A 24,036-nucleotide genomic window follows, 5' to 3' on the forward strand; every position below is an offset into this window, starting at 1 on the left:
TTACTGAGTGACGGCTAACGTAAAAATAATCAGCTTGTCTGGTTGATTTTTTGGTTGGACGAAGCCGCTATCGCGGAGAAAAACAGCGCATCCCTTAAATTTAAAGTGTAACCTCATTGCCTGTTATATGCATAACAGGTAACTTGTAAGCTCATCCAACTAACAATAATGAGGTTACACTGTTATGACACCATCGATAGAGCTTAAATTCAACCATTATTATATCCAGCACTGTAAGCATTTAAAGCTTAAGGGACTGCAACCCAAAACCATTGACGCTTATTCACGCGCTATTCGCCGTATCGGGGAACACTTTCAGGGGCATCTGGATAACTTAACGCAAGATCAACTGGTGGATTATTTTCATGCTCTTTTAAGCCGCCTTTCCTGGAGTGCCGTGAAACTAGATCTCTATGGTCTCAAGTTTTTCTATACACATGTGCTACAAAAGCCGTGGGTTGATGTGCTAATGATTAAACCACCACGATGTACGCGTATACCCGATATTGTCACTGTGGTTGAAGCACAACAACTGTTTATGTCGACCCGTAATCTAAGCTATCGAGTTTTTTATTTTACGATTTACAGTCTAGGTTTACGTTTGGGCGAGGGCTTAAGCCTGAAAGTAGGTGATATTGATGCGACACGCATGCGGGTACATATTCGCAATGCCAAAGGCAATAAGGATCGGCTTGTGCCTTTGCCTGTGAATACCTTGAAGGTGTTGCGTAAGTTTTGGGCTGTGCATAAAAATCCAGTGCTGGTATTTCCCAACCGTGCCCGGGGTCTAAAAGGTGCACATCTTGCTGAATCCCCCCTTGATCGCGGTGGCATCCAGAAGACAATCCGTCTTGTGACGCAAGAAATGGGACTAAAAAAAAGATTTCCTGCCACTCGCTGCGCCACAGTTACGCCACTCACCTGTTAGAAGCCGGGGTTGATTTAGTTGAGTTGCAGAAGATTCTGGGCCATACCAGTTTAGTAACCACGGCTCGCTATACGCATTTGACCGATATTACCGATGAGAATGCAGAGCTGCACATTAATCAGTTAGTCAATGACTTTTCTATTCACTGGGGGCAGATTTCATGATAACCCTAGCTGCAGTGATTGATCAATTTCAGTCTGACTTTTTAAGCGAGTATCAATCTCGTTTACGCTCCAATCAGATCAGTGCATTACATGCCATGAAGAGCTGTCGGACACAGCTGAGTCCTGTGATGCAGGTTAACTGTGCAGACTGTGACTATCAAACCTTTGTGCCTCATTCCTGTGGCCAGCGTAACTGCCCGCATTGTCAACATCATGAGAGTCAACAATGGATTGAACGACAGGTACAAAAACAAGTCCCTGCTGATTATTTTATGAATACCTTTACCTTACCTGCGCAGTTAAGGTCGTTAGCCAGGCAGCATCCGCGGTTACTTTACAGTATGATGTTTGACTGTGCCTGGGCGACTTTACAGAGTTTTAGTAAAAATGATAAGCAGTTGCAAGGCGATGCCGGGGCGATTGCTGTCTTACATACACACTCACGCGAATTAAATTATCATCCGCATATTCATGTCATTATGCCTGCGGCAATCGTGGATAAAATCAAGAAGCTCTGGCGCACTAAGGAAGGCAAATACCTGTTTCATCATAAAGCACTAGCAAAAGTATTTCGTGCAAAGATGCTAGCGCGTATGAACGAAGAAAAGTTGCCATTTCCCACAGCTATTCCGGAAAAATGGGTGGTCGATTGTAAGTTTGTCGGTGCAGGCGATAAAGCATTGATATATCTGGGTCGATACCTGTATCGTGGTGTGATTCGTGAACAGGATATCTTATCCTGCCAAAATGGCAAAGTAACCTACCGTTATCAAGACAGCAAAACCAAACGCTATCAAACCAAAACGGTATCGGGGGCTAAATTTCTGTGGCTGGTGCTGCAACATGTTTTGCCTAAAGGCTTTCGTCGTGCGCGCAATTATGGCTTTTTACATCCGAATAGCAAGGGTGTTATTAAGTTGATTCACTCCCTGCTAAAGTTTGACCCGACGAAGATATTGCGTGCACTCAAAGTACGGCCGGCATTCAGTTGCAAATGTTGTGGCGGGGCGATGGTTGTTGGGCGTCGGCAAATACCCAGGGTGGAAATAATGTTTCAGCCTTTGCCAACTTAACAATTGGAATCACTAGCGCTTATGTAAATTTAAACACTTCGACCCAGGCTATCAGCGGATTAAATGCTGAGGGAGTTGCTTGGGCTAAAATCGGAGATTAAGGCAGAATTTTGCTCCGATACTTGGACTTTGAGAGTTGACTGCAATGGACAACGCTCAAAGTTCAGTTAAACAGGTAAAAACAGAGGTTCGATTCATCAGTCGGGCTGATCAACAAAAAGCTATTTTCATAGAGCGCATTAAATGAATTCCTACTATCGTGCCGGGCTTGTCCAACAAACGGTTCAGATTGTGGCTCGCTTCGCGATCACAATCTAACCTTATTCGTTATGCAGAGTTTGATAAATATCAGGCTAATGTTCTCCGATATGAATTTTAATAGAACCAGCTTGGTGCTAGTATTCTGGCTTTACTTGTTAAGTAAGTCCATAAATTCATCGATACTCAATAAATTCAGTTTAGGGAAATCAATTTTTTTCAGACAATTAAAGTGTTGATCATTACTGACTAAATAATCTACATTACCAGCAATTGCACAATCAACAAATTTGTTGTCATCTTTATCTTCTTCGATTAATCCCCATCTATAATAAACCTCTTGTTTATAGACGTTTGGTAAGCTCACTAACATCTCACTGATATTACTTGCAATCATCATATTTGTTTTACGCTCAATAATTTCCGTGTATTCACTCAATATTTCATTACTGATGATTAAGGTAATACCATTATTTATCAGGCTATCAAAGATAACCCGATAACGTGATTTTGTTGCGATTGAAACTAATAAAACATTGGTATCTAAAACAACTTTCATTTTATTGATAAGGTGTTTTTAGATGTTCATTTGTCCATTCTGTCATTGTTTCATTATCCCATTTATTTTCATCCCAAAGCTTATCCATTTCTTTTGTAGCCTGTTCCGAAAAATAATTTGTGAGTAGTTTTTTTATATCTACTAATTGTTGATTATTAAGTTGATAACTAAATACTTTTAGCAGCTCTAACTGCAGGTTACTTAATTTTTTTGTTTGCATATCTATTCTCCTATGTAGGCATATAAAGTTTTATTTTATATGCCAAAAAATCGATTTTTTTCATCCAATAACAAATATTATATTAGAGTCATATTTTTGGTGAATTTTCTTAGTTAATTTATCTGAAAGCATTGAAATATTTGTTGACCAGGAACATTACTAGCTTCGTTAAAATAATTTCGATCTGTTTGCTATCAATATCCTCAATACTGTCATGAAAGACAAACTTAGGTCTATTAAGATCTGAACAATATACACTTTACCATCAAATATTATAAACAATACTGTTTAAGGTCAATAGCGCTAAACGGGATAACACACATTTAATACATGAGTACTGGATATAAATAACGTACTGCAATCGAGTTCAGGCCATATAATTCAGCCAAAGTTATAACCAAACTGACGGTCAAACGGCATAAATGAATCGCCATTATCATACTGACTCACCAAAACGCTACTTACGAACTTGGAGAAACTGGTTTGCTTTAAATCAAACAGGCGTATTAAATCCAGCATCCAATAGGGCACTTCACCTACATTACATTACATTTCAACTCTAAAATAATGCCTGCCTGGCTATGCGCATTGTTTTCGTAGATCGTTTCATTATCATAATAGATCATGCCATCCTTCGAGCATAAGTTATACTCATGCTCTTTACGATATTGCATTTTTGCATCCATTGTCACTCTTGCATAATTATCGACCGTGGAATAAAAAGCTCTGCGCTGGTATTTGGTGAGTATTTTCGGCTCAATAGCATAGCTCAATGCCAGCTTCAAAAATAGTTCCTTATTGGTTTTTTCTACACTGTTATCTGATGCTAAAACCCTGAATCCAGGGTCAGTTAAAATATCAGGCCACTCATCTTGCTGGGCAGTTGCACGGTATTTGGTTACGATGCCTGAGACGCGCTGCTGTGCTTTAACCTCCAGAAAGTACGGTGCATTCTCGCCGTCGCCATAGGCACGTACACGCATATTAAAGCGCTCGGCTTTGCCTTCAACTCGCTGCTTAAAGAACTGATAGCTAGGTGAGTCAAAGTACAAACTACTGACCGTGTAAAAATAATCATTATCGACAGCACATTCCGAGTAAGGATCAAGTGCACAATAGATTTTTAAAAAATCTGACACTGGCTCTACATAGGCAACAGGGATAAAATACTTAAGCTCGTATCGCTTGAGAGTCGCAGGTAACGTAGGCACGGTCGACATAATTAATTAACTTTGCCAGGGACTAATTCAGGTTCCCCGGTATGAATCCAGTTACGCAGGGGTTGCTCGGTTAATTGGCCTGATAGCGATAGATAGCTGATATATTGCCTGAGTGCTTTTTGCTTGATCTCTGTACTTTTTTTATGCTGCTCTACCAGCTGCTTGCGCAGATTAATCAATAAGCTCGGAGTAGCTTTAAGCGCCTCGTTTTTTAGGTGTTTTTGCACCCGCTGAATTTGCAGATTCGCTAATTTCTTTTCTCCTGCTAACCAGCTTATTTCTTTTTTTATTTCATCCAGAGACTGTTGGACTTTCACGATACTATGGTCTAATTGCGCCTGAGCTTTTTGCAGCTGATACTGACTTTCTGCCCTATTGAATTGCGTCCCTAAGGGAATATTAATGCCGAACTGGAAAGCCGTTTCGTCATTTTTATTATCCTTGTAAGTAAAGCGCAATAAGTTAACGCCTATTTGCTGCTCGGTTTTTATTAGCTCATTTTTTGCTTGAGTCATTTCTACTTTCAGGCGCTGATCCGTTATTTTCGGAGCTGTCTGAGAGACTTCAGTCATATCTGCTAGACGACCCGTGATAGCCTCAAAGCTGATAAGCCAATTTCCACCGGAGCTATCTAACACCGTTTCAGCAGAATCCAGTGGCAAGCCTAATAGCGTTTGAATTTCATTTAAGCGTGCCAGATTCAAAACCGCCAAGCCGCTAGATTGTACCAGCATGCCCTCAGCATCCAGTAGCTTTTCAGCATTGAATTTATCGGTCATCACTTGTCTTTGTATCAGTGATATTTCCTGAGCTAATAGCTCAGACAACTTGAACAGGTATTGCGTAGTGCTAAGCTGCTCCTGGTACTTCAGCAAGATGACATAGCGCTTTTGCAGAGCCGAATCAAGCATGGCGTTATAGAGTTTATTTTGCTGATTTAAGTGTAATTTTAAAATATCTTTTTCTAAAGCACGCTGCCCCACGGCTAATTTGTTCTAGCTATAAAGGGTAAGCATGGTAATGAGTTACACCCCAAGATGGACAAACCCATGAAAAGCATGTATAGTTTCTATCCAGTTTCTTGAGATAAAACGATGCAACTCAACCAAATATCAGTCAGGCCCATTTTAAAGCAAGAAGAACCAAAATATCAGGATTTGATGGAGGCCCAGCATTACTTAGGTGCTATTCCAAAAATTGGTGAAACCCTTTGGTATGTGGCCTATTCTGAAACAGAATGGATTGCACTGATCAGCTTTTCGGCCGCCGCATTAAAGTGTGCGGCTCGTGATAGCTGGATAGGATGGAGTTATCGCCACCAAACGGGCCGCTTAAAACTGATTGCCAACAACAGCCGTTTTTTGATATTACCGACGAGGCATGATAAAAACCTAGGATCACGCCTCCTTTCACTGTGCCTTAAACGCTTATCCAATGATTGGGTTGAAAAGTATGGACACCCTATTTTGTTGGTCGAGACCTTTGTCGATCCAAAGCGATTTCATGGAGGTGTTTATCGAGCCAGTAACTGGCAGGCTATTGGTTACACGAAAGGGTTTCGCAGGGTAACAGACGGTTACTCTGCTCAAACAGAGCACAAAAAGCTGATTTTCGTTAAGCCACTTCATCGTCGAGCACAATCTGTTTTATCTCACACTATATTCAGACATCTTGATTCAGACGAAACTAATTTGAGACCATTTCCTAATTTTTTGCGGATGAAGTCAGCTCATAAATTAAGCGCAGATCGGTTCCTGGATAATTGAGTTCCGTTTGATTGAGTTGTTCAAATAACTTTTCTATTGCTTTATTACTTGCAGGTCGGGAAGTACTATGCACACGTATCCGAAGTTGTTTTTTTACTTCATCGGGTAATATATCTGCTTCTGTCACAAACAGCGTTTGTAATAGTTGCCTTGCCATCGGAAAGTCGATTGTCGGTGAGGTTAGCAGAGCGGCCATTGCTGTTTCTGCCCGATAAGCGATCATGTTGACAGTATCTATCAGCCGCTTTTTCCCTGGCAGAAGCTGTTCGAACTTATCTTCGTCTCTCAACTCTTGCCAGGTAATGTGTTTGGGCGTTTGGCTTAGTTTTTCCTTGATGGTTTTTAGTTCATTTTCATAATGCTCTATTTCTTCGAGTAATTCTGCTCGTTTTCTTTCCCATTTCTTGTATTTCACATCTTCCGTTTCATCTTTTTTAATCACCGGATGAAGTTCCATCGCTGCAAATCGAGATAGACGGTAATTGAGTTTGGATTGTATCGAATTACGCTGTCCTTCCTGTTGGCGCCTATCAGGGTTGACCACCTTTTGGGTGTCGGATAGTGGCTCTATTCCATACTCCTGTAGCATACCTAGCCCATAGTGGTGCTTCATATATCTAAAAAAGTTCTCTTGGCACCACCGGCTAAACATTCGCCCAGAAACAGCCGTCAATTCTAGTTCATAGGCTGTGGTAATAATACTGGTTTGGTGACCAGAATCAGTCAACTTGCGCACTTCTCTCATCCACATCGCCTGTTTTTTGGTTCCAACCAGACTGCCTCGTTCGGCGAGTTTCATGATGACTTTTTCACCACTCGGTAGTGTGATCTCCTGACTGGAAAAATTGTCCAGTGGCCAATTTTCGGTGGGAAATTTATGATAGGTCATGCAAGCGACACGATGCTTGTCCCACATCTTTCTAAAGAATGCGGGGCTATAGCCTTCTCTATCAAACACCAGGATAAAACGACAGGCTTGTTTGTTTTGCTGTAATGCTTGTGCACTCGGTTGATTCGGAATGTCTTTGAGTAATCGGGGGACGATATCTTCTTCCAGCGTTTTTAGTAAGCCCGGATCCACCGTTTTTTCAACGACAAAGAAGGGACGCCCCGTACCATCATTAACCCAGTAGTCGGTGATACCCCGTAAGCAGAGTTTTTCGCGTGAAACATGCCGTTTGGGAAGTTTAGTCAAGTGTCCATGATAGACACGGACATGACCATCTATGTAGAGTGTTCCTGCTGCCTCTGGTTCATTTTCCATCCATTGTCGACTGAGGTCGGCCGCCCAGCTTTCAACTGATTCTGGATCAGACAGTCCTTTTACTTTGGTTCTTAAACAGCGCACTTCGGGAACCCGATCCAGGCCAAGTAGTTTGCCGAATTCACCCGGTGCATGCTCGCGAAGTTGTTCGGCATTTTTGATGCGACATAGTCCCATAAAGGCGAGTAGCAATAGGATATGAAAGGTTTGATAATAACCTGTCAGTTTGCCAAGGTGGTGCTCAATGTCATTTAATAAGCCATTGCTAAGTAACGCGGGCAATGCACATAACACACCGCCTTTAGGAACATCTAAACAGGATTCGAATTCGATTGAGGCTCCCTTTTCCTGCTCACCCAAAGCCGCCTGGATTCGCTCTTCTACTCGAGTGCAGGCCGTACCGAGTGACTCGGCTGCACTGGCATCAATAATATCACGGGCTGATTTGGTACTGCCATCATTGGGGTCTATTGATACGGCAGACTTTTTTTTAAACGTCCATCACTGATCGCCTTGCGAAAGGTATCTGCCCGGATGCCTAATTCTTTAGCGGCTTCGTTAGGCGTCATACCTTGATCCAGATATTCCTGAGCTTGCTGCAAAACCTCAAGCGTAAAGAGTGGTCCTCCCTTGCGAGTCGGGCGAGGTTCAAAAAACGAATCAGCCCCTTTTTCTCGTAGTTGCCTTAATGAGCGCATAACACTACTTTTAGAGACACCAAAGGTTGTAATAATATCGATTGAACGACAGGAGCCGGTATTGATGAGTTGAGAGGTGTGAAGTCTAAATAATCTCTTATTGTCAGCCTGGTGAGAATAGATCGGGATACCGCCGAGGAAATAAAACCACTCATCATTTCGGTTATCAACACTGACCTGACCATTTATAATAGTCGTACCCTGAGGAATTATTGGGAGCATGAGTTGCTGCATTAATTGAATACCTCGTATGATATGAGGGCTTAGTTTAACCTAAATGAGTACCGTTTTCATTTCTTTAGCTGAAAATATCAATCATTTGACAATAATCCCCTAACCCTTTAATTATATTGCCTAGTTTAAGTTTTAATGGATTTCTTTCAGGATAGCGAATCAAGATGTCTGATATTAAGTCATCATTTTTTATTAGGTGAGGTAAAAATGAAAATAACGCGTCATCAAATGCGTTCATTACCGGATTTCTTCAAGGAAATTAATGATCCCCGTAGAGCCCAAGGGCGACGCCATAGAATACAGACTGTTCTGGGAATAGCCGCTGGAGCTGTGTTATGCGGCATGAGGAGCTATGAATCTATTTTTGACTGGGCTGAAAGCTTATCTCAAAAGTCCAGAGCGCATTTTCGTTGCCGTTATGATAAAGGCCGTTATGTGATTCCAAGCCTAAGCATTTTTAGAAATATCTTAGTAAGAGTAGACCCGAATGAACTTGACGCAGCCTTTAATGCCTGGAACAAAGCCTATGCCCAGGATGACAACTCACTCGCAATAGATGGCAAAGTCATGTGTAATGCGATTGATGAATCAGGGCGCCAAACACAAATAATGAGTGCTGTTGGGCATACCACAGGAATTTGCTACGCCCAAAAAAAGTAGGTACTTTGCCTGTTGGAGATGGGTCGGATGAAGTTAAGCAAACCAATGAAATAACATTTGCTCCGAAATTATTAGATACACTACCGATTGAAAATAAAGATATCACCAGCGATGCTTTGCACACCCAGACTGAATTCGCGCGTTATTTAGTAGAACAACGAAAAGCGCATTATTATTTTAGTGTCAAAGGAAACCAGCCGACACTGCTTGATGATATTACCACCTACTTTTCAAATGATAGCCGTTTGGCAGATTATGAAGACAAAGTGTCTGTCGGGCACGGACGAATTGAGATTCGTAGAATCTGGGTCACATCGGAATTAAGTGAGTATGTATTATTCCCTCATGTTGCCCAGGTTTATCGCATAGAACGAGAAATAACGGACAAGAAAAGTGGGAAAACATCACTTGCGACCGCTTACGGTGTGACCAGCAGAACAAAAAAAGACGCAGATCCGAAAACCATCTTATATAAAGTTCGAGGTCACTGGTCTATTGAAGTCAGTCATTATATTATTGACTGGGTTTTTGATGAAGATCGCTCAACAATTCGTACCGGTTATGGCCCTGAGAACATGACCCGTCTTAGGCGCTTTGCTATCGGATTAATAAAATCAAAAGTTGAGAAAGGGATTTCAAAGAAAATGAGGCAACTCAATAAGAATACCAGAGCTGTTTTAGACTATTTGAAAATTACAAAAAATACCAGGAGGCCTTGTGCCGCATAAGGTTTAGAATATGAACAAATTAACCCTGCACGCTGCCCCCAGGCCTTTGGTTTGACTCGTATTTCATAGGAGAATTCATCCTGCCCCACATTGGGATTATTATCCTCCTGGGCATGAAATCTGAATTGAGCTGTCTCAATCAAGCCACTCACAACATTCATATCGGTTTCCCCTGCAACACTCGGATCAAGCCCGCTAACATCAGTCTGCGCAGCGAGTAAAAAATCATTAAACACATTTTTTGCATAGGCAAGATGCGAACTCCCAAGTATAAGTAGGAGGATCAATAACTTTTTTTGCATCTGTCTACGGTGAATCAGGAAACGCGATATTCAAATATTTAGAGTGCTTTTTACCGCCAGCATCAAAAACCACCGTCAATATTGATTTTCCAGGCTGAAAGGCAATGCCCTCAGCTTTTAAACCCGGGAATATCTGCATTGCGCTGAGTATGCCCTGTTCCGACTGGTAACGCCATAACACACTACTTGCTAGTGAGGAGCGCGACACACTTAATAGCAATAATTGCCCATCCACTTGAATCATATCCGAGAGCAGCATTGGCTCACCTGTTTCGGGGTCTAGTAAACGCAGGCTACGCCAGATTTCTGCCGAAAGAGTTTCTCCCCTAAATAAAGCACTGATAGAGTTAATTTTCATAATCAGGGTCTTATCACTCGCAATAAAGGGTGATTTAAAGCCCAGGTATAGTGCATCATCCATTATAAAATGAGATTCTATATCTAAACTATGTTGCTTGATTGCCTGCTTTAAAAAGGCGGCTAACTGAGTATCAGTCGTTTGTTTTTTTAGTTTTTTAAATTGCGCATACAAATCAACACTCTGTTGCTCAGTAGCACGCTGATTTTGATATTTAAAGCGGAGTAATTTCTTGCGGTTTGCTTTAAGCTTGTCTTTCTTATTATGCGATAAGGAGCTTAAAATATAAATATACTCACCATCGCTACTGATACTTTCCAGATCATCAATTTCGCTCTTTTTAGCAGTACCCAGCGATAAGTGCTCCGACACGACTCCGCCTTCCTGCATAACAAAGATACCCGCTTGTTTGCGGTATTGCTCATCACCGATCAGCAGATAGTGTGCCTCTGTTTCAAGCCATAATAAGCCGGAAGCTTCGATTTTATCCGCCGGTATTTTTGCATGGCTAGAGCTAATTTTTAATGCCGATTGAGCTTCAAAATCATCTAGTCCCTGCGCATTCGCCTTGCTATTCATATTAAACTCCCATCCCGACTTTTCCGGGTTTTCTAAAAACACCTGAACTTTTTCGCCAAATAATAGTCTATGCTCAAGACTATCCAGACGCACCAAGACTTCTCGGCCCCAGGCTTGAACCAGTGGATTTTTCTTCAGCCGCGCGGGATATTCGACAATTCGATTTCCCAGACTTACAACCCTACCGTGTAGTGGTCTGGCATCTTGATTGAGCGCAATGGATTGAACCCAGACCTGCTGCCCTAGCTTGACATCGTTAACAACGTTTTCATGGATATAGCCTTTAATATGCCGGGGGATTCGGCTCTGCAGGCTTAAAATGGGTAAATAAGGGGAAACCAGCTCTCCCGTTTTAAAATGTACGCTACCGATCCGTCCATCAAATTGCGCATTAACTTTTAAACCCACAGTTTGACGTTGTAACTCTTCTTTACGCTGCACTAGCGCATTAACTTGCATATCAATCGGTCGATTAGTCGCATTTTTTTGCTCGTTTAAATGGTCAATTTCCACTTGAATGCCCTGAATTAAAAAATGTCGCTTTCTTTTTAAATCCTGAAGCTCAGGACTTTCTGGAATATTATTCGCACCGTTTAGAAATCCGGAAAACCTTTGCATCATCTCGGTGTTAACTTTTAATCTCAGCTCCAGGGCATGAATTTGCGCATCCATATCTGCGCTGATCGCTTGCTTTTTTGCATTCAAACCAGCTAATTGACTGTCAATGGCATTGCTAGCCTCTTGCTTTTGCAATTCATAGCCTCTGATTTCCTGCTCCAGCATGGTTAGGCTACTTTTTAACTCATGCCGTCTAACTTCCAACATCAGTTCACCCTGACCAACATTTTCGCCTTCTGCGACAAAAACCTGTATTATTTCAACGGGATACTGAAAACTAATGGTCTGTTCCCGCTCGCCGGCAATGCCAAAAAAATGCAGCGATTTATCCATTAATGAAGCCGATAAGACAAACACACTCATCAGCGCAAGCAACCAGCAGACAGGGAGGAGGAATTTTTGCATTATTACCAATTATCCTAGAAACCGCAGGTGAGCACGGATTTTGTGATCATTGTATATAGTATTCAATTTTTTATAATGCTTTCTGGCGTCAGCTGAGGTTCATAAGTTTATATATCCACAGTGGACTCTTGCATCATCAGGCTGAGACCTTGCAGGTCGTCAATTCGTTTTAGCTCAGCCATAAAATCTTCATGGCGCTTAGCTTTGCGTAACTTGATGTGATAAGCATAGTCCAGGCGCTCGCCCTGGGCCATTTCGCGCATAGTGACTAAAGCAAAGGATTTACAAAATTCCTGTAACAGGCGTTCCAGTTCTTTTTGCTGTGAATTATTAACCTGCAGGTTAAATCTAAGCATGCCATCAAAGTAACTATTAGGGCCTAATGGCGAATAATATAAGACTATCGCCGCAATAGAAAATCCTAGTGTACCAATAATAGCCACCGGAAATGCATAGGAGCCACAAGCAATCCCAGCCGCAAGCGCAGCGAATAAAAACAGGGTATCGCGTGGATCTTTAAAATGGGTTCTAAAGCGAATAATCGACATCGCGGCCATTATTCCTATCCCCCGCGATAAACTATCCCCCACCGACTGAATTACCACCGCAGAAATAATAGAAATAAGCACAATCGATTGCACATAATTGCGTGAATAAGATAAGCCGCGAAAGGTCTTTTGGTAAACAAAAGCTAATAGCGTGGATAACACGAACGATAGAGCAATAGTGAAGATCAAGATAGAAATACTCTCGACCTCGGTCGCGGTTTGCACCGTTATTGAATCAAACATATTTCTTTATTCTGCAAAATTAAATCCGCGTTTATAGTATAGCCCTGCCAGGCCGAATTTCGATATGTATCAGCAAGCTTGAATTGTTTTACATACACTGGAGATTAAGGGAGATTCGCATAATTCTGGGGAAATCGAAATACGGCATTTTCAAAGCAAGCAAAAGAACAAATGTAGATCGTAGCTTTAGAGGCTGTGAGTGTATTAAATATACCCCCCTTCTCCAAGGCACTGCAGTTGACTTAAGCCCTCTCTTGCTGGAGAGAGTTGGGTGAGGAGGATAAATCATGCATTGATAATCCCCTCATCCCAACCTTCTCTCTCTGGAGAAGGGGTTTATTCTTAAGTCAACAGTATTGCCTTCTCAAGGGGGAGGCTAAAAGAACAATACTTTCACAGCCTCTTTAGCCCACCTGCGCCTGAATAAGTTACCGCCCGTTACTTATCAGCAACCAGAAAATAACCCGTTTCGCGAATTTTAAAAATAACGTAACCTTCTTCTAGCACAGTGGCAGGCTGAATATGCACTAAATCGTTTTCTGGCAGCATGCGAATACGTTCGCCCTGTATATTTGCGATAACAATATTAATATTATCCAGGTCAGTCTGTATACCTTTGTAAGCAACCTTCATCAGCATCACCGCATCATTAATCTGGGCCTGCTGATTTTTCTGTTGGTCCACGACATCAAAGTAAAATACCCTGGAACGTAAAGCGCCAAAGCTACGTTCATCCAATAGGCTTTGCGCCGGTTTTTCTGCGCCTATAAGCATCCCTAGAGAGACTCGAAAAGTAGGCAGTAAAATATTATTAGCAATGCTACTATTAACCGCAACTAGCATATTGCGCAAGCTTAAATCACCTTTACTCGCCTGAAAAATAAAGCTATCTGGATGAGTAAATTGAGGTGCCAGAAATTCTACTAAATCAGGATCAGCTGCCTCTAATATGCTTGTCGCGCTACTTTTAATAAATTTACCAGTAATTTCACTGGCACTCGAGTTTTTCAGCAAGCTCATAAAAGGATCTACGCTACTTTCCTGTAAAATATCAGCGACATTCTGTGTAATCGTGCCATTTGCCTGTAACTTACTATAAGGTAAGCCTATGCTTACAATTCCTTCAGAGACCAGGCGTATATCTGGTATTCTGGCAACCACTCGACTATTGCTAGAGCCCAATATACCCTGCGCAGAAACCTGCTGACTGATAACTCCATTCGCTTCACGCTCATGACAGTCAGCGCAAGGCATGGCTTCTTCTGTTGCACGGGTATTGTGAGAAATCACATATTCATTAGACTCTGACCAGACCATATTCACATCAGGATTGTTATAACCTTTTTTCCTGAGTAAATTATCATAAGCTTTTTTTACGGCCTTAAAATCAGCATAAGTCGCTGGATCACCATAGATAAAATCACTCTCTAAATAGATCAAGCCACTTTTTCCTCGAGCAACGGACACACTGCCTAAAGCCTCTCCACTCAGTGGATCAGTAATGGTCGCAACATTTGCGTCCTCAGCATGATCAAATATTGCATCCCGCTCTGTCTTGATTAAAATATGTCCGCTAGTTTTATCTTGCCAGTAATATCTCAATCTAGGATTGTAAGGAGAGATTTTAGACTGTCCGTCTTCGGCTATTCTAAAGCGATACATCATCTGAAAAGCTTTACCATTGCCATCTGTCTTATCAACGATATGGCAAGTCTGACAGGATACAACATCAAAATGTGTCTGAGTAATCGGAGTTAAACTTGCATCATCATAGCCATTAAGATCACCACTCTCTTTCCATAGTTCAGTGTGTGAGTGCAATAAAGAATCGTATTTAGCACCAACCACCGCATTAATAGAGTTGATATGGCACTCTTCACAAGACCTGACATTAGGTGAATAATCAAGATCATTGCGCACATCCATATCTGAATTTCCCTTAGGGAAATTATGATCTGCATCTAAATCTATATTAGCTGTTTCCGGCTTAAAGTACTGACTGGCGTGACAGGAATTACAACTTTCTATGGACCGTTTTTCGCCATTATCGGCTATATAGTTTGTTCCTTTATGCACATCATCCCGATAATCATCTTCAATTGTTCCACCTCCACCTGCAACCTCATCACCACCATCCGTTGCCAGGGTCTGCTTAGCCTCTTCACCAAAACCATAAAAACCTCGCCGGGAATTACTGGTTAAATGACACTCCATACAGTTCTTATTTTCTGGAAAGCGCAGCATTGATAAGACAACACGGCCAGTTTCAGTAAAAGCATCTGCGTGCCAATTTAGAATCGGCAAACCTTCTTCATCTAGGCTGAATTGCTCATCTGAGCGGGCAATGCTTAGCAAGTTCTTGCCATCCGTATTTTGTACATACTCCATTAAACCAGATGCAGCCTGACGAAAAAACCCTTGCTCAACTAGCGCGACTCTCGCCTTTCGAGGCGATAAGGCTTTACTCAAGCCACTATCTTCAGGCAATTTTAGTTTAGAAAATCTAACATGACAAAACAGGCAGTCTGCCTCGCCAACACCACTTTTTTTCCAGTCCCAGAGAGCTATTTCCTTCTCCCCCGTCTGCGGGTTAATCATGCGTTCATAATAATCCCCATCCCATGGCTTGATATCCGCTAGTTTTTTCTCATCATAACGGATACCATCACGGTCTTTCTCCGCCCAGCCACCACCAGCATGACAACTCATACAGCTTTTAACCCATCCCGCCGAACCAAGATCGGCAAAATCAGCAGAACTTTTATTAACTTTTTTCGCAAGCACCTGCGGGTTATTTCCTTGCATACAGGTATAGCCACCATAATAACCAGGTGATACTAATTGAGGTAAACCTCTTTTTGCGCCGTATTTATCATTCGCTTCATCGCGCCCCATCTCAAAATGATAAGCATGGGTAATCCCTTCGTAATCATGACAACCACTCCCTGCACAGGTTTTTTTCGGGCTATAGGGCTTATGAGTCTCTAGAACATGATTTCCTTGTTCATCTAAAATAGGAATAGGCGGGTGATCCACTGCTCTATCAAAAGCATTAATAGCTGCAAAGCTATCAGTCATCGCAAATGCCATTAAAAAACAGCCGATTAAAATAAGCTGTTTTTGCTTTGCATATTTGTTAGATACCGTCATAAAATTGTCAAAAAACACGTTACATCACCTAATATTAATAACTAAATTACCACAAACGATAATTAGCGTCTCCGATGTAACAAGCAAACATTAAGCCAATCTTTTATTTTATTTCTAGTATTTAATTAATAAGTGATATACCTCACATTTTTATTTTTTTCATAAATTACCGAAAAAAGCCAGATAGACCTTTAATTTCACAACCCCACCCAGACGCTTAAAGCCCTCTATCGCAAACAACTGACAGTAAATGTTAGCCTGACGGAAAACGAGATTAATACAAAAGAATACTCATAAAACTAAGCCACTAAACAAAGACGAATGAAAACTAAAGCAACATACAAGGTCATTTAACACAACGAATGCATCATATGACTCACTGGTTTTCAGTTTTTTTATTCAAGAAACCGCCCGATTCCCCTAGAAAAATAAAAGAACGCTCGTTAATTCCGCCAATATAAATGGATAACACTAAATTTATATCGCTAGCCAGCTATCAGAAATTATTTTATGGCATGATACATGCTTATAAAAATACAATGATTTTCACTAGCCCTTCAAAATGAAGGCAAAATCATACAAGCTAAGATAGCTGAAACATAGGTATATCTTAAAACAATAATAAAACCTCTCAGGTGAAAAATATGAAATATTCTGGTCTAACGCTTGCTTCATTGGCACTGGTGCAGCACAGTCAGCAATGCAGCTAGCCAAGCCACTCTTACTGGTAGCTCTCTGGAAATTTACCATCCGCAATTCATGGAAGTCATGTATAACCTAAATCCTGCAAGCATTATACATAATAATCCACAAAACTCCTTATTAAACAATGATATAATATCATTTTCCTGATTTCACTATCTCATTGTTTTAATGAAGCCCTCTAAAGTATCAAAATCCTCATCTCACGTAAGAAACCGTACCCGAACGGTAAAAATGACATCTACAGCACATGGATTGACAAGCCAGGCGGGACTGATTCCCGTCGTGAAATATTTAGACAGGATAGGTTTTGAAAAAACCGTAAAACAAAGCGTTCCACATCGGCGGGGTGAAAATGCAGACCATCACTTATCTGATGTGGTTCTATTGACGTTGGTTGGCATGATGGGGGGAGCAACATCAATGGCAAAGGTGACGACCGTATGGGCAGATAGCGTACTGCGCAAAGTAGCTGGCTGGATAAAGATTCCTGTTGAAACCACAATTTTACGGATCTTTAAAGAAGTAAGTGATAGGCAGATAAGCCAGTTTGAAACGCTCACGCATACTTTGCGTGGTCAACACTGGCGGCGATTGCTTCGTTCCGGAAAATCGAAAACTGGCATACAATCCGTCCAGTGGGTCGATGTCGATTCAACTGTGGACACCGTTTGTGGTCGACAAGAAGGAAGTGCCAAAGGCTTCAACCCCAAAAAGAAAGGTGCCCGTTCATACCATCCACAACTCGCTTTTCTAGCGGAAACAAAAGAAATTTTACAAGCCTGGTTCCGGACAGGCAATGCCTTTACAAGCAATGGTGTTGTAGAATTTACCAAACAGTTACTTGCACACTTGCCCAATCGGATGCGCATTATTTTTCGCGGTGACAGTGGTTATTTTGTCGGTGATTTGCTTGAATTTCTCGATACCAGAGGGCATGGGTATCTAATAAAGGTTAAACTTAAGAATTTGAACGCATTGCTGGCCAAACAGGCCTGGACAGCCATACAAGGCCGACCCGGTTGGGAGCAGAGCGAGTTTCAATATCGTTGTGGTGGCTGGTCTCGCTCTCGTCAGTTTGTCGCGGTCAGGATAAAGCAACCTAAACAAGTGACAGGACCTCAGTCCGAGCTTTGGGATACGGCAGAATATGACTATTTTTGTTATGTAACAACTGAACCTCTATCGCCTTGGCAAACACATAAGAAGTATGGTGAACGAGCGACGTGCGAAACATGGATTGAAGAAGCAAAATCACAAATGGGTTTAGGTAAAATCAGAACGAATCAATTTCTGGCTAATGCCGCATTATTTCATTGCGCCGTTCTTGCCTACAATACCGTGCGCTGGATGGCTCAATTGAGTGGCAACAAAACGTTGTGCCAATGGGAGCCGGATACACTTCGTACTTATCTGATTCGGGTGGCTGGAAAATTACTCACAGGCAATAATCAGCTGAGAGTCAGAACACCTGCAGATCCGCTCTATCCACAGGAATGGGATGATTGGGTTAAGGTGGGGTTACTCGCTTAACATTAACCGAAGTTAAGTCACTTTGATTAAAAGGTCATGGCACGTTGGCAGGGTGTTTATTGCCTTGGGCTCGGGGGATATCCATACGATACAAAAAATTTCCTCTATTTATGATTTAAATCTGGATATTTTGATCGGTTGGACAAAGAGGGCTGGCAAAGCGGCAGTAAAAACCTAATAACCACTTAGCTAGACAGGTTAATGAGAGTCAAAATATGGGCTTGCAGGATTTAGGTATAACGTAAAATTGACATTTCAGCCGCCCAATAAGCTTCTACTGAATTCAATAACACCCTTGACTACAGTGCCTGAAAGCCCTGTAGTCAAGGTGCCAGAAGATTTGAAATTTAAGTTAACGGATATCGATGTAGGCGGACAAACCTTTAGAGCCGATTTAGCATTCGATGGCAGTGCATTTATCGTGGACAAGGTTGGTCTTGCAACCCATGGAAAAATGGTTAAAGGTGAACAAATTACTAGCCTTGGCATACTTGCTGAAGGTTCTTTCTCTTATGCTTATGGCATCAGTAATGATGGTACTGTTATTTCAGGTCGCTCACGCGGTGCTGACAGAGTAACCGTACCTGTCCGCTTCCATTATGAAGATGGACATATTGAAGCCCTTGAGGGACTAGGTGGGGGACGCGCTCAAGGCCGTGCAGTAAACAATAGCGGTACCATTGCTGGATTTGATACCATCAAAACAGACGATGGCTCTCGTGTTTACCATGCAATCTATAACGAAGCCGGATCAACTACTCAGGATATCGGCACTTTAGGTGCTGGCACAGACTCCAGAGCTTATGGCATCAACAATAGTGGCATGATGGTTGGCTGGTCTGCAACGCTTGCTGACAATACTGATCACGTAGCATTTAGCTATGACACAGCAAACGGCACATTTAAGCCACTAGATGGCGATATTTTGGGTGGCGAACGCTCTTTTGCTTTTGCTATCAATGACTCAGGTCAAGTTGCCGGTGTTGCAACAACAGCAGACGGATCAGCACTTGCTTTTATCTATAAAGACGGCGTAGCAACTAACCTGGGCTCTCTAGATGACACTGGATATTCCGAGGCAAGAGCTATCAACGATAAAGGCCAGGCTACTGGTTGGTCATTAAATGCTTCAGGTCAGTATGCTGCATTTATATCTGACGGAACCGCTATGACGGCCATTCCTGGATTTGGTGGCGATACCAAAGCTTATGACATCAACACACATGGACATGTCGTTGGTGACGGACGTGATGCTGATGGTGGCAGACACGCATTTGTCTATAAAGACGGACAATTACTCGACCTATACGAGATGCTTCCTGCTGGCGACAAAGACAAATGGAAAGAGCTAAGAGAAGCCTACAGCATCAGTGATGACGGCGTTGTCGTTGGTAGAGGCCGCTTCTGGACTGACAAAGAAAATGGAAAAAGTACATCAACTGCTTTCAGAGTCCAGCTATAAGCTGACTAAAACTAACTTACATGAACTAGCCACCTTATTAATCACCAATAAGCTTAATTTGGTCCATTTTATATAACTTATAATGCTCTCAAGGGGCACTCAATAGTAATAGCTATTGATATTTTGGAGAACACAATGAAAAAAATATTAACGCCGGTTATGGCTTTGGCATCTATATTTGCCTGCGCCAACGTGAGCGCAGAACAGATAATATTAAATGATTTTAATGATGGCACAACACAAGGATGGAACAAAGGTGGAGCTGCTGACAAGCCGCTGACTAATGAAACTGAAGCGGATGGAAATGGTTATATAAAACTTATTTCCGAAGGCGAAAGCTCTACTGATGCCGATAAAAAAATTGTTTTTCAAAACGCATCTGGTGAATGGCGTGGTAATTACATTGCCAAAGGCGCTCAATCTATCACAGCCCGTTTTAAAAATATGGGACCTGATGATGTGGAACTACACGCAGCTTTCGGCAATACGCTTGCTGACCTAAGAACTCGCTGGGTAACAACAAAAGGCGCTGTTATTCCAAATGATGGCGAATGGCATGAGGCATTCTTCTCATTCGCACCTGCCGAACTTACTATGGTGCCATTAGGTGGTCATGGTAAATCCAACGCCTCGTTTTCTGCGCAGGAAACTCTAGGAAATGTTAATACTGTGCGTTTTAGCCAGGGTACTTTAGGGGATGAAACTGGACAAGGGCATTCAGCCGAAGGTTTATACACTGGCTGGAATGGCGGACCGGAAGTTGAAGCTGACCTCTGGATTGACGATATCGCACTATCGACAGACCGATGCTCTGCTGACATGCATTTTATGGCTTCTATGGGCCACTGCATGGCTAATAGCAACATGCCATAACATTTAGAAATTCTGCATTATTGCCAGGGACGGCAACAAACACATCATCAACAAGCCTCTCTTCTGAGGACTTAAACAGAGTGTTTTGAATAAGGATATAGCATGGCAAGTGTGTTATGGCGACAAGGAGTCCCATATTTTTCAAAAGCGCCTTCTCACCAGCAGAAGGCCAGAAGGAGAGGGTATTTTTAAAATGCGGTAATGATAAACTAATTTGTTCAGTTTTGAGTTGCCGCTACCCCGCTAAAATCCGCCCTTAATCCAAGATAATCAATTTTTCTCGTAGTAATGAAATCAAACAATGCTGAGCTTAACCCGACAGACTCAGTACCCGATTGACAGGCTACATTCTTCGTTTCAAACTCCGTTTCACACCGACATTTCATAATAACCACATCAATTAAGCCATAGATACGCTAGCGCAAATTGATTTACAATACTCGGAAATATTTAACCATATCAAATGAGTATATATGCAAACCCTATCCATTTCTTTAAAACAAAAGCTAGCCTTGGTATTGCTTAGCATTCTCGGACTTACTATTAATTCTGCTATAGCCCAATCAGATAAACAAACAATGGCCGACGTTCAAAAAGCACGCGAGCTGTCCAGGCAAAAGACAGGTCATGCAAAGCATACCAAACCTGTTGACCCAAGCCAGGAATTTCGCGGAGTTTATTATGGCTATCTCCCATGTAAACATTGCGCTGGCATTAAAATGACGCTTTCTTTAAAAAATAAGCAAAACTATTTACTAGTCACCCAGTATGCACAAGCCTCTAACGAATAAGGTTAGATTGTGATCGCGAAGCGAGCCACAATCTGAACCGTTTGTTGGACAAGCCCGGCACGATAGTAGGAATTCATTTAATGCGCTCTATGAAAATAGCTTTTTGTTGATCAGCCCGACTGATGAATCGAACCTCTGTTTTTACCTGTTTAACTGAACTTTGAGCGTTGTCCATTGCAGTCAACTCTCAAAGTCCAAGTATCGGAGCAAAATTCTGCCTTAATCTCCGATTTTAGCCCAAGCAACTCCCTCAGCATTTAATCCGCTGATAGCCTGGGTCGAAGTGTTTAAATTTACATAAGCGCTAGTGATTCCAATTGTTAAGTTGGCAAAGGCTGAAACATTATTTCCACCCTGGGTATTTGCCGACGCCCAACAACCATCGCCCCGCCACAACATTTGCAACTGAATGCCGGCCGTACTTTGAGTGCACGCAATATCTTCGTCGGGTCAAACTTTAGCAGGGAGTGAATCAACTTAATAACACCCTTGCTATTCGGATGTAAAAAGCCATAATTGCGCGCACGACGAAAGCCTTTAGGCAAAACATGTTGCAGCACCAGCCACAGAAATTTAGCCCCCGATACCGTTTTGGTTTGATAGCGTTTGGTTTTGCTGTCTTGATAACGGTAGGTTACTTTGCCATTTTGGCAGGATAAGATATCCTGTTCACGAATCACACCACGATACAGGTATCGACCCAGATATATCAATGCTTTATCGCCTGCACCGACAAACTTACAATCGACCACCCATTTTTCCGGAATAGCTGTGGGAAATGGCAACTTTTCTTCGTTCATACGCGCTAGCATCTTTGCACGAAATACTTTTGCTAGTGCTTTATGATGAAACAGGTATTTGCCTTCCTTAGTGCGCCAGAGCTTCTTGATTTTATCCACGATTGCCGCAGGCATAATGACATGAATATGCGGATGATAATTTAATTCGCGTGAGTGTGTATGTAAGACAGCAATCGCCCCGGCATCGCCTTGCAACTGCTTATCATTTTTACTAAAACTCTGTAAAGTCGCCCAGGCACAGTCAAACATCATACTGTAAAGTAACCGCGGATGCTGCCTGGCTAACGACCTTAACTGCGCAGGTAAGGTAAAGGTATTCATAAAATAATCAGCAGGGACTTGTTTTTGTACCTGTCGTTCAATCCATTGTTGACTCTCATGATGTTGACAATGCGGGCAGTTACGCTGGCCACAGGAATGAGGCACAAAGGTTTGATAGTCACAGTCTGCACAGTTAACCTGCATCACAGGACTCAGCTGTGTCCGACAGCTCTTCATGGCATGTAATGCACTGATCTGATTGGAGCGTAAACGAGATTGATACTCGCTTAAAAAGTCAGACTGAAATTGATCAATCACTGCAGCTAGGGTTATCATGAAATCTGCCCCCAGTGAATAGAAAAGTCATTGACTAACTGATTAATGTGCAGCTCTGCATTCTCATCGGTAATATCGGTCAAATGCGTATAGCGAGCCGTGGTTACTAAACTGGTATGGCCCAGAATCTTCTGCAACTCAACTAAATCAACCCCGGCTTCTAACAGGTGAGTGGCGTAACTGTGGCGCAGCGAGTGGCAGGAAATCTTTTTTTTAGTCCCATTTCTTGCGTCACAAGACGGATTGTCTTCTGGATGCCACCGCGATCAAGGGGGGATTCAGCAAGATGTGCACCTTTTAGACCCCGGGCACGGTTGGGAAATACCAGCACTGGATTTTTATGCACAGCCCAAAACTTACGCAACACCTTCAAGGTATTCACAGGCAAAGGCACAAGCCGATCCTTATTGCCTTTGGCATTGCGAATATGTACCCGCATGCGTGTCGCATCAATATCACCTACTTTCAGGCTTAAGCCCTCGCCCAAACGTAAACCTAGACTGTAAATCGTAAAATAAAAAACTCGATAGCTTAGATTACGGGTCGACATAAACAGTTGTTGTGCTTCAACCACAGTGACAATATCGGGTATACGCGTACATCGTGGTGGTTTAATCATTAGCACATCAACCCACGGCTTTTGTAGCACATGTGTATAGAAAAACTTGAGACCATAGAGATCTAGTTTCACGGCACTCCAGGAAAGGCGGCTTAAAAGAGCATGAAAATAATCCACCAGTTGATCTTGCGTTAAGTTATCCAGATGCCCCTGAAAGTGTTCCCCGATACGGCGAATAGCGCGTGAATAAGCGTCAATGGTTTTGGGTTGCAGTCCCTTAAGCTTTAAATGCTTACAGTGCTGGATATAATAATGGTTGAATTTAAGCTCTATCGATGGTGTCATAACAGTGTAACCTCATTATTGTTAGTTGGATGAGCTTACAAGTTACCTGTTATGCATATAACAGGCAATGAGGTTACACTTTAAATTTAAGGGATGCGCTGTTTTTCTCCGCGATAGCGGCTTCGTCCAACAAAGAGTTTTATGAGAAAGGTAAATATACCTGGGATGATATATCCAGCACTGTTACCTTAGTATCGCGCAAGGACTCAAGCAAACAAAAACTACATATTAAAAATGCTGCAATTCTAATCATGCTCAGCCCTAATGGGACACCCATGAAAGGCAAGCAGGATAAATACGCGCTGGTCAGAAGCGATCAAAACAAATCACGCGAAGTACATATACACTGATGAAAATTCAAGACTAAACGGGTGCAGTCATTATAGCAACGAGCAACAG

The 24,036-nt window shown here is 42.1% G+C and carries 21 protein-coding genes and 2 pseudogenes; 10 read left to right on the forward strand and 13 right to left on the reverse strand.

The window, feature by feature from the left end; all coding sequences use genetic code 11:
• Window positions 1–184: 184 nt before the first annotated feature.
• Both ACQY3F_RS20000 and ACQY3F_RS20005 read left to right on the forward strand, forming a co-directional pair.
• Window positions 185–1,092: pseudogene (locus tag ACQY3F_RS20000) on the forward strand (tyrosine-type recombinase/integrase).
• A complete protein-coding gene (locus tag ACQY3F_RS20005; protein WP_428352924.1) occupies window positions 1,089–2,165 on the forward strand; it encodes an IS91 family transposase in 1,077 nt (358 codons plus the stop codon). The pseudogene ACQY3F_RS20000 and the gene ACQY3F_RS20005 overlap by 4 nt, the downstream one beginning before the upstream one ends.
• A 409-nt stretch (window positions 2,166–2,574) precedes the next feature.
• Here the strand turns inward: ACQY3F_RS20005 and ACQY3F_RS20010 are convergent, their stop codons facing one another.
• From ACQY3F_RS20010 to ACQY3F_RS20030, 5 genes are all read right to left on the reverse strand, one after another.
• Entirely contained in the window at window positions 2,575–2,982 is a 408-nt protein-coding gene (locus ACQY3F_RS20010; RefSeq protein WP_428356817.1) for a putative toxin-antitoxin system toxin component, PIN family, read from the reverse strand.
• A 1-nt stretch (window position 2,983) separates the two neighbouring features.
• The gene (locus tag ACQY3F_RS20015; protein ID WP_428356819.1) at window positions 2,984–3,202 is read right to left on the reverse strand and encodes a hypothetical protein; all 219 of its coding nucleotides are present in this window, start codon (window positions 3,200–3,202) and stop codon (window positions 2,984–2,986) included.
• Between the two features lie 381 nt (window positions 3,203–3,583).
• Complete coding sequence (locus tag ACQY3F_RS20020; protein WP_428356820.1) at window positions 3,584–3,721, reverse strand: hypothetical protein; 138 nt, start codon at window positions 3,719–3,721, stop codon at window positions 3,584–3,586.
• A 17-nt stretch (window positions 3,722–3,738) separates the two neighbouring features.
• Window positions 3,739–4,422 (reverse strand): VTC domain-containing protein, encoded by a 684-nt coding sequence (locus ACQY3F_RS20025; protein WP_428356822.1) that lies wholly within the window; start codon window positions 4,420–4,422, stop codon window positions 3,739–3,741.
• A 2-nt stretch (window positions 4,423–4,424) separates the two neighbouring features.
• Complete coding sequence (locus ACQY3F_RS20030; RefSeq protein ID WP_428356824.1) at window positions 4,425–5,333, reverse strand: hypothetical protein; 909 nt, start codon at window positions 5,331–5,333, stop codon at window positions 4,425–4,427.
• Between the two features lie 183 nt (window positions 5,334–5,516).
• Here ACQY3F_RS20030 and ACQY3F_RS20035 point away from each other — a divergent pair, with 183 nt between their 5' ends.
• Window positions 5,517–6,188, forward strand: a complete 672-nt coding sequence (locus ACQY3F_RS20035; RefSeq protein ID WP_428356825.1) for a Druantia anti-phage system protein DruA — start codon at window positions 5,517–5,519, stop codon at window positions 6,186–6,188.
• Here the strand turns inward: ACQY3F_RS20035 and ACQY3F_RS20040 are convergent.
• On the reverse strand, window positions 6,127–7,812 hold the full coding sequence (locus ACQY3F_RS20040) for a putative transposase (RefSeq protein WP_428356826.1): 1,686 nt from the start codon (window positions 7,810–7,812) through the stop codon (window positions 6,127–6,129). The genes ACQY3F_RS20035 and ACQY3F_RS20040 overlap by 62 nt on opposite strands.
• 107 nt (window positions 7,813–7,919) lie before the next feature.
• Complete coding sequence (locus tag ACQY3F_RS20045) at window positions 7,920–8,384, reverse strand: hypothetical protein (protein ID WP_428353676.1); 465 nt, start codon at window positions 8,382–8,384, stop codon at window positions 7,920–7,922.
• A gap of 207 nt (window positions 8,385–8,591) precedes the next feature.
• On the opposite strand from ACQY3F_RS20045, the gene ACQY3F_RS20050 reads away from it, so the two are divergent.
• On the forward strand, window positions 8,592–9,044 hold the full coding sequence (locus tag ACQY3F_RS20050) for a transposase family protein (RefSeq protein WP_428354759.1): 453 nt from the start codon (window positions 8,592–8,594) through the stop codon (window positions 9,042–9,044).
• Window positions 9,023–9,772, forward strand: coding sequence for an ISAs1 family transposase (locus ACQY3F_RS20055; protein WP_428353157.1), 750 nt, complete (start codon window positions 9,023–9,025; stop codon window positions 9,770–9,772). Before ACQY3F_RS20050 ends, ACQY3F_RS20055 begins: the two co-directional genes overlap by 22 nt.
• Here ACQY3F_RS20055 and ACQY3F_RS20060 read toward each other — a convergent pair.
• From ACQY3F_RS20060 to ACQY3F_RS20075, 4 genes are all read right to left on the reverse strand, one after another.
• Entirely contained in the window at window positions 9,727–10,074 is a 348-nt protein-coding gene (locus ACQY3F_RS20060) for a hypothetical protein (RefSeq protein WP_428356828.1), read from the reverse strand. The two genes, ACQY3F_RS20055 and ACQY3F_RS20060, sit on opposite strands and share 46 nt — an antisense overlap.
• 4 nt (window positions 10,075–10,078) lie before the next feature.
• Window positions 10,079–12,034: a hypothetical protein gene (locus ACQY3F_RS20065; RefSeq protein WP_428356830.1), complete on the reverse strand. Its 1,956-nt coding sequence runs from the start codon at window positions 12,032–12,034 to the stop codon at window positions 10,079–10,081.
• Between the two features lie 107 nt (window positions 12,035–12,141).
• A complete protein-coding gene (locus ACQY3F_RS20070) occupies window positions 12,142–12,825 on the reverse strand; it encodes a DUF4956 domain-containing protein (RefSeq protein WP_428356832.1) in 684 nt (227 codons plus the stop codon).
• Between the two features lie 438 nt (window positions 12,826–13,263).
• Window positions 13,264–15,975, reverse strand: a complete 2,712-nt coding sequence (locus tag ACQY3F_RS20075; RefSeq protein WP_428356833.1) for a cytochrome C — start codon at window positions 15,973–15,975, stop codon at window positions 13,264–13,266.
• Between the two features lie 873 nt (window positions 15,976–16,848).
• Here ACQY3F_RS20075 and ACQY3F_RS20080 point away from each other — a divergent pair.
• From ACQY3F_RS20080 to ACQY3F_RS20095, 4 genes are all read left to right on the forward strand, one after another.
• Window positions 16,849–18,210: an IS1380 family transposase gene (locus ACQY3F_RS20080; RefSeq protein WP_428352972.1), complete on the forward strand. Its 1,362-nt coding sequence runs from the start codon at window positions 16,849–16,851 to the stop codon at window positions 18,208–18,210.
• 340 nt (window positions 18,211–18,550) lie between these two features.
• Complete coding sequence (locus tag ACQY3F_RS20085) at window positions 18,551–19,672, forward strand: DUF3466 family protein (protein WP_428356834.1); 1,122 nt, start codon at window positions 18,551–18,553, stop codon at window positions 19,670–19,672.
• A gap of 135 nt (window positions 19,673–19,807) precedes the next feature.
• Window positions 19,808–20,545, forward strand: a complete 738-nt coding sequence (locus ACQY3F_RS20090; protein WP_428356836.1) for a hypothetical protein — start codon at window positions 19,808–19,810, stop codon at window positions 20,543–20,545.
• 473 nt (window positions 20,546–21,018) lie between these two features.
• The gene (locus tag ACQY3F_RS20095; RefSeq protein ID WP_428356837.1) at window positions 21,019–21,336 is read left to right on the forward strand and encodes a copper resistance protein NlpE N-terminal domain-containing protein; all 318 of its coding nucleotides are present in this window, start codon (window positions 21,019–21,021) and stop codon (window positions 21,334–21,336) included.
• A 320-nt stretch (window positions 21,337–21,656) separates the two neighbouring features.
• Here ACQY3F_RS20095 and ACQY3F_RS20100 read toward each other — a convergent pair whose 3' ends face one another.
• Window positions 21,657–22,733, reverse strand: a complete 1,077-nt coding sequence (locus ACQY3F_RS20100; protein WP_428352924.1) for an IS91 family transposase — start codon at window positions 22,731–22,733, stop codon at window positions 21,657–21,659.
• A pseudogene (locus tag ACQY3F_RS20105) lies at window positions 22,730–23,637 on the reverse strand (tyrosine-type recombinase/integrase). Before ACQY3F_RS20105 ends, ACQY3F_RS20100 begins: the two are co-directional and overlap by 4 nt.
• A 113-nt stretch (window positions 23,638–23,750) precedes the next feature.
• Here ACQY3F_RS20105 and ACQY3F_RS20110 point away from each other — a divergent pair.
• Window positions 23,751–23,987, forward strand: coding sequence for a copper resistance protein NlpE N-terminal domain-containing protein (locus tag ACQY3F_RS20110; RefSeq protein ID WP_428357752.1), 237 nt, complete (start codon window positions 23,751–23,753; stop codon window positions 23,985–23,987).
• Window positions 23,988–24,036 lie beyond the last annotated feature (49 nt).

Source organism: Methyloprofundus sp., assembly GCF_965251085.1.
GTDB lineage: Bacteria > Pseudomonadota > Gammaproteobacteria > Methylococcales > Methylomonadaceae > Methyloprofundus.

Excerpts from the sequence above, each read along its gene's own strand:
- ACQY3F_RS20020 (WP_428356820.1), bottom strand. The coding sequence starts at position 3,721 with ATGCTGGATTTAATACGCCTGTTTGATTTAAAGCAAACCAGTTTCTCC.
- ACQY3F_RS20005 (WP_428352924.1), top strand. The coding sequence starts at position 1,089 with ATGATAACCCTAGCTGCAGTGATTGATCAATTTCAGTCTGACTTTTTA.
- ACQY3F_RS20035 (WP_428356825.1), top strand. The coding sequence starts at position 5,517 with ATGCAACTCAACCAAATATCAGTCAGGCCCATTTTAAAGCAAGAAGAA.
- ACQY3F_RS20090 (WP_428356836.1), top strand. The coding sequence starts at position 19,808 with ATGAAAAAAATATTAACGCCGGTTATGGCTTTGGCATCTATATTTGCC.
- ACQY3F_RS20060 (WP_428356828.1), bottom strand. The coding sequence starts at position 10,074 with ATGCAAAAAAAGTTATTGATCCTCCTACTTATACTTGGGAGTTCGCAT.
- ACQY3F_RS20050 (WP_428354759.1), top strand. The coding sequence starts at position 8,592 with ATGAAAATAACGCGTCATCAAATGCGTTCATTACCGGATTTCTTCAAG.
- ACQY3F_RS20025 (WP_428356822.1), bottom strand. The coding sequence starts at position 4,422 with ATGTCGACCGTGCCTACGTTACCTGCGACTCTCAAGCGATACGAGCTT.
- ACQY3F_RS20010 (WP_428356817.1), bottom strand. The coding sequence starts at position 2,982 with ATGAAAGTTGTTTTAGATACCAATGTTTTATTAGTTTCAATCGCAACA.
- ACQY3F_RS20015 (WP_428356819.1), bottom strand. The coding sequence starts at position 3,202 with ATGCAAACAAAAAAATTAAGTAACCTGCAGTTAGAGCTGCTAAAAGTA.
- ACQY3F_RS20095 (WP_428356837.1), top strand. The coding sequence starts at position 21,019 with ATGCAAACCCTATCCATTTCTTTAAAACAAAAGCTAGCCTTGGTATTG.
- ACQY3F_RS20030 (WP_428356824.1), bottom strand. The coding sequence starts at position 5,333 with ATGCTTGATTCGGCTCTGCAAAAGCGCTATGTCATCTTGCTGAAGTAC.
- ACQY3F_RS20075 (WP_428356833.1), bottom strand. The coding sequence starts at position 15,975 with ATGACGGTATCTAACAAATATGCAAAGCAAAAACAGCTTATTTTAATC.
- ACQY3F_RS20100 (WP_428352924.1), bottom strand. The coding sequence starts at position 22,733 with ATGATAACCCTAGCTGCAGTGATTGATCAATTTCAGTCTGACTTTTTA.
- ACQY3F_RS20065 (WP_428356830.1), bottom strand. The coding sequence starts at position 12,034 with ATGCAAAAATTCCTCCTCCCTGTCTGCTGGTTGCTTGCGCTGATGAGT.
- ACQY3F_RS20045 (WP_428353676.1), bottom strand. The coding sequence starts at position 8,384 with ATGCAGCAACTCATGCTCCCAATAATTCCTCAGGGTACGACTATTATA.
- ACQY3F_RS20070 (WP_428356832.1), bottom strand. The coding sequence starts at position 12,825 with ATGTTTGATTCAATAACGGTGCAAACCGCGACCGAGGTCGAGAGTATT.
- ACQY3F_RS20080 (WP_428352972.1), top strand. The coding sequence starts at position 16,849 with ATGAAGCCCTCTAAAGTATCAAAATCCTCATCTCACGTAAGAAACCGT.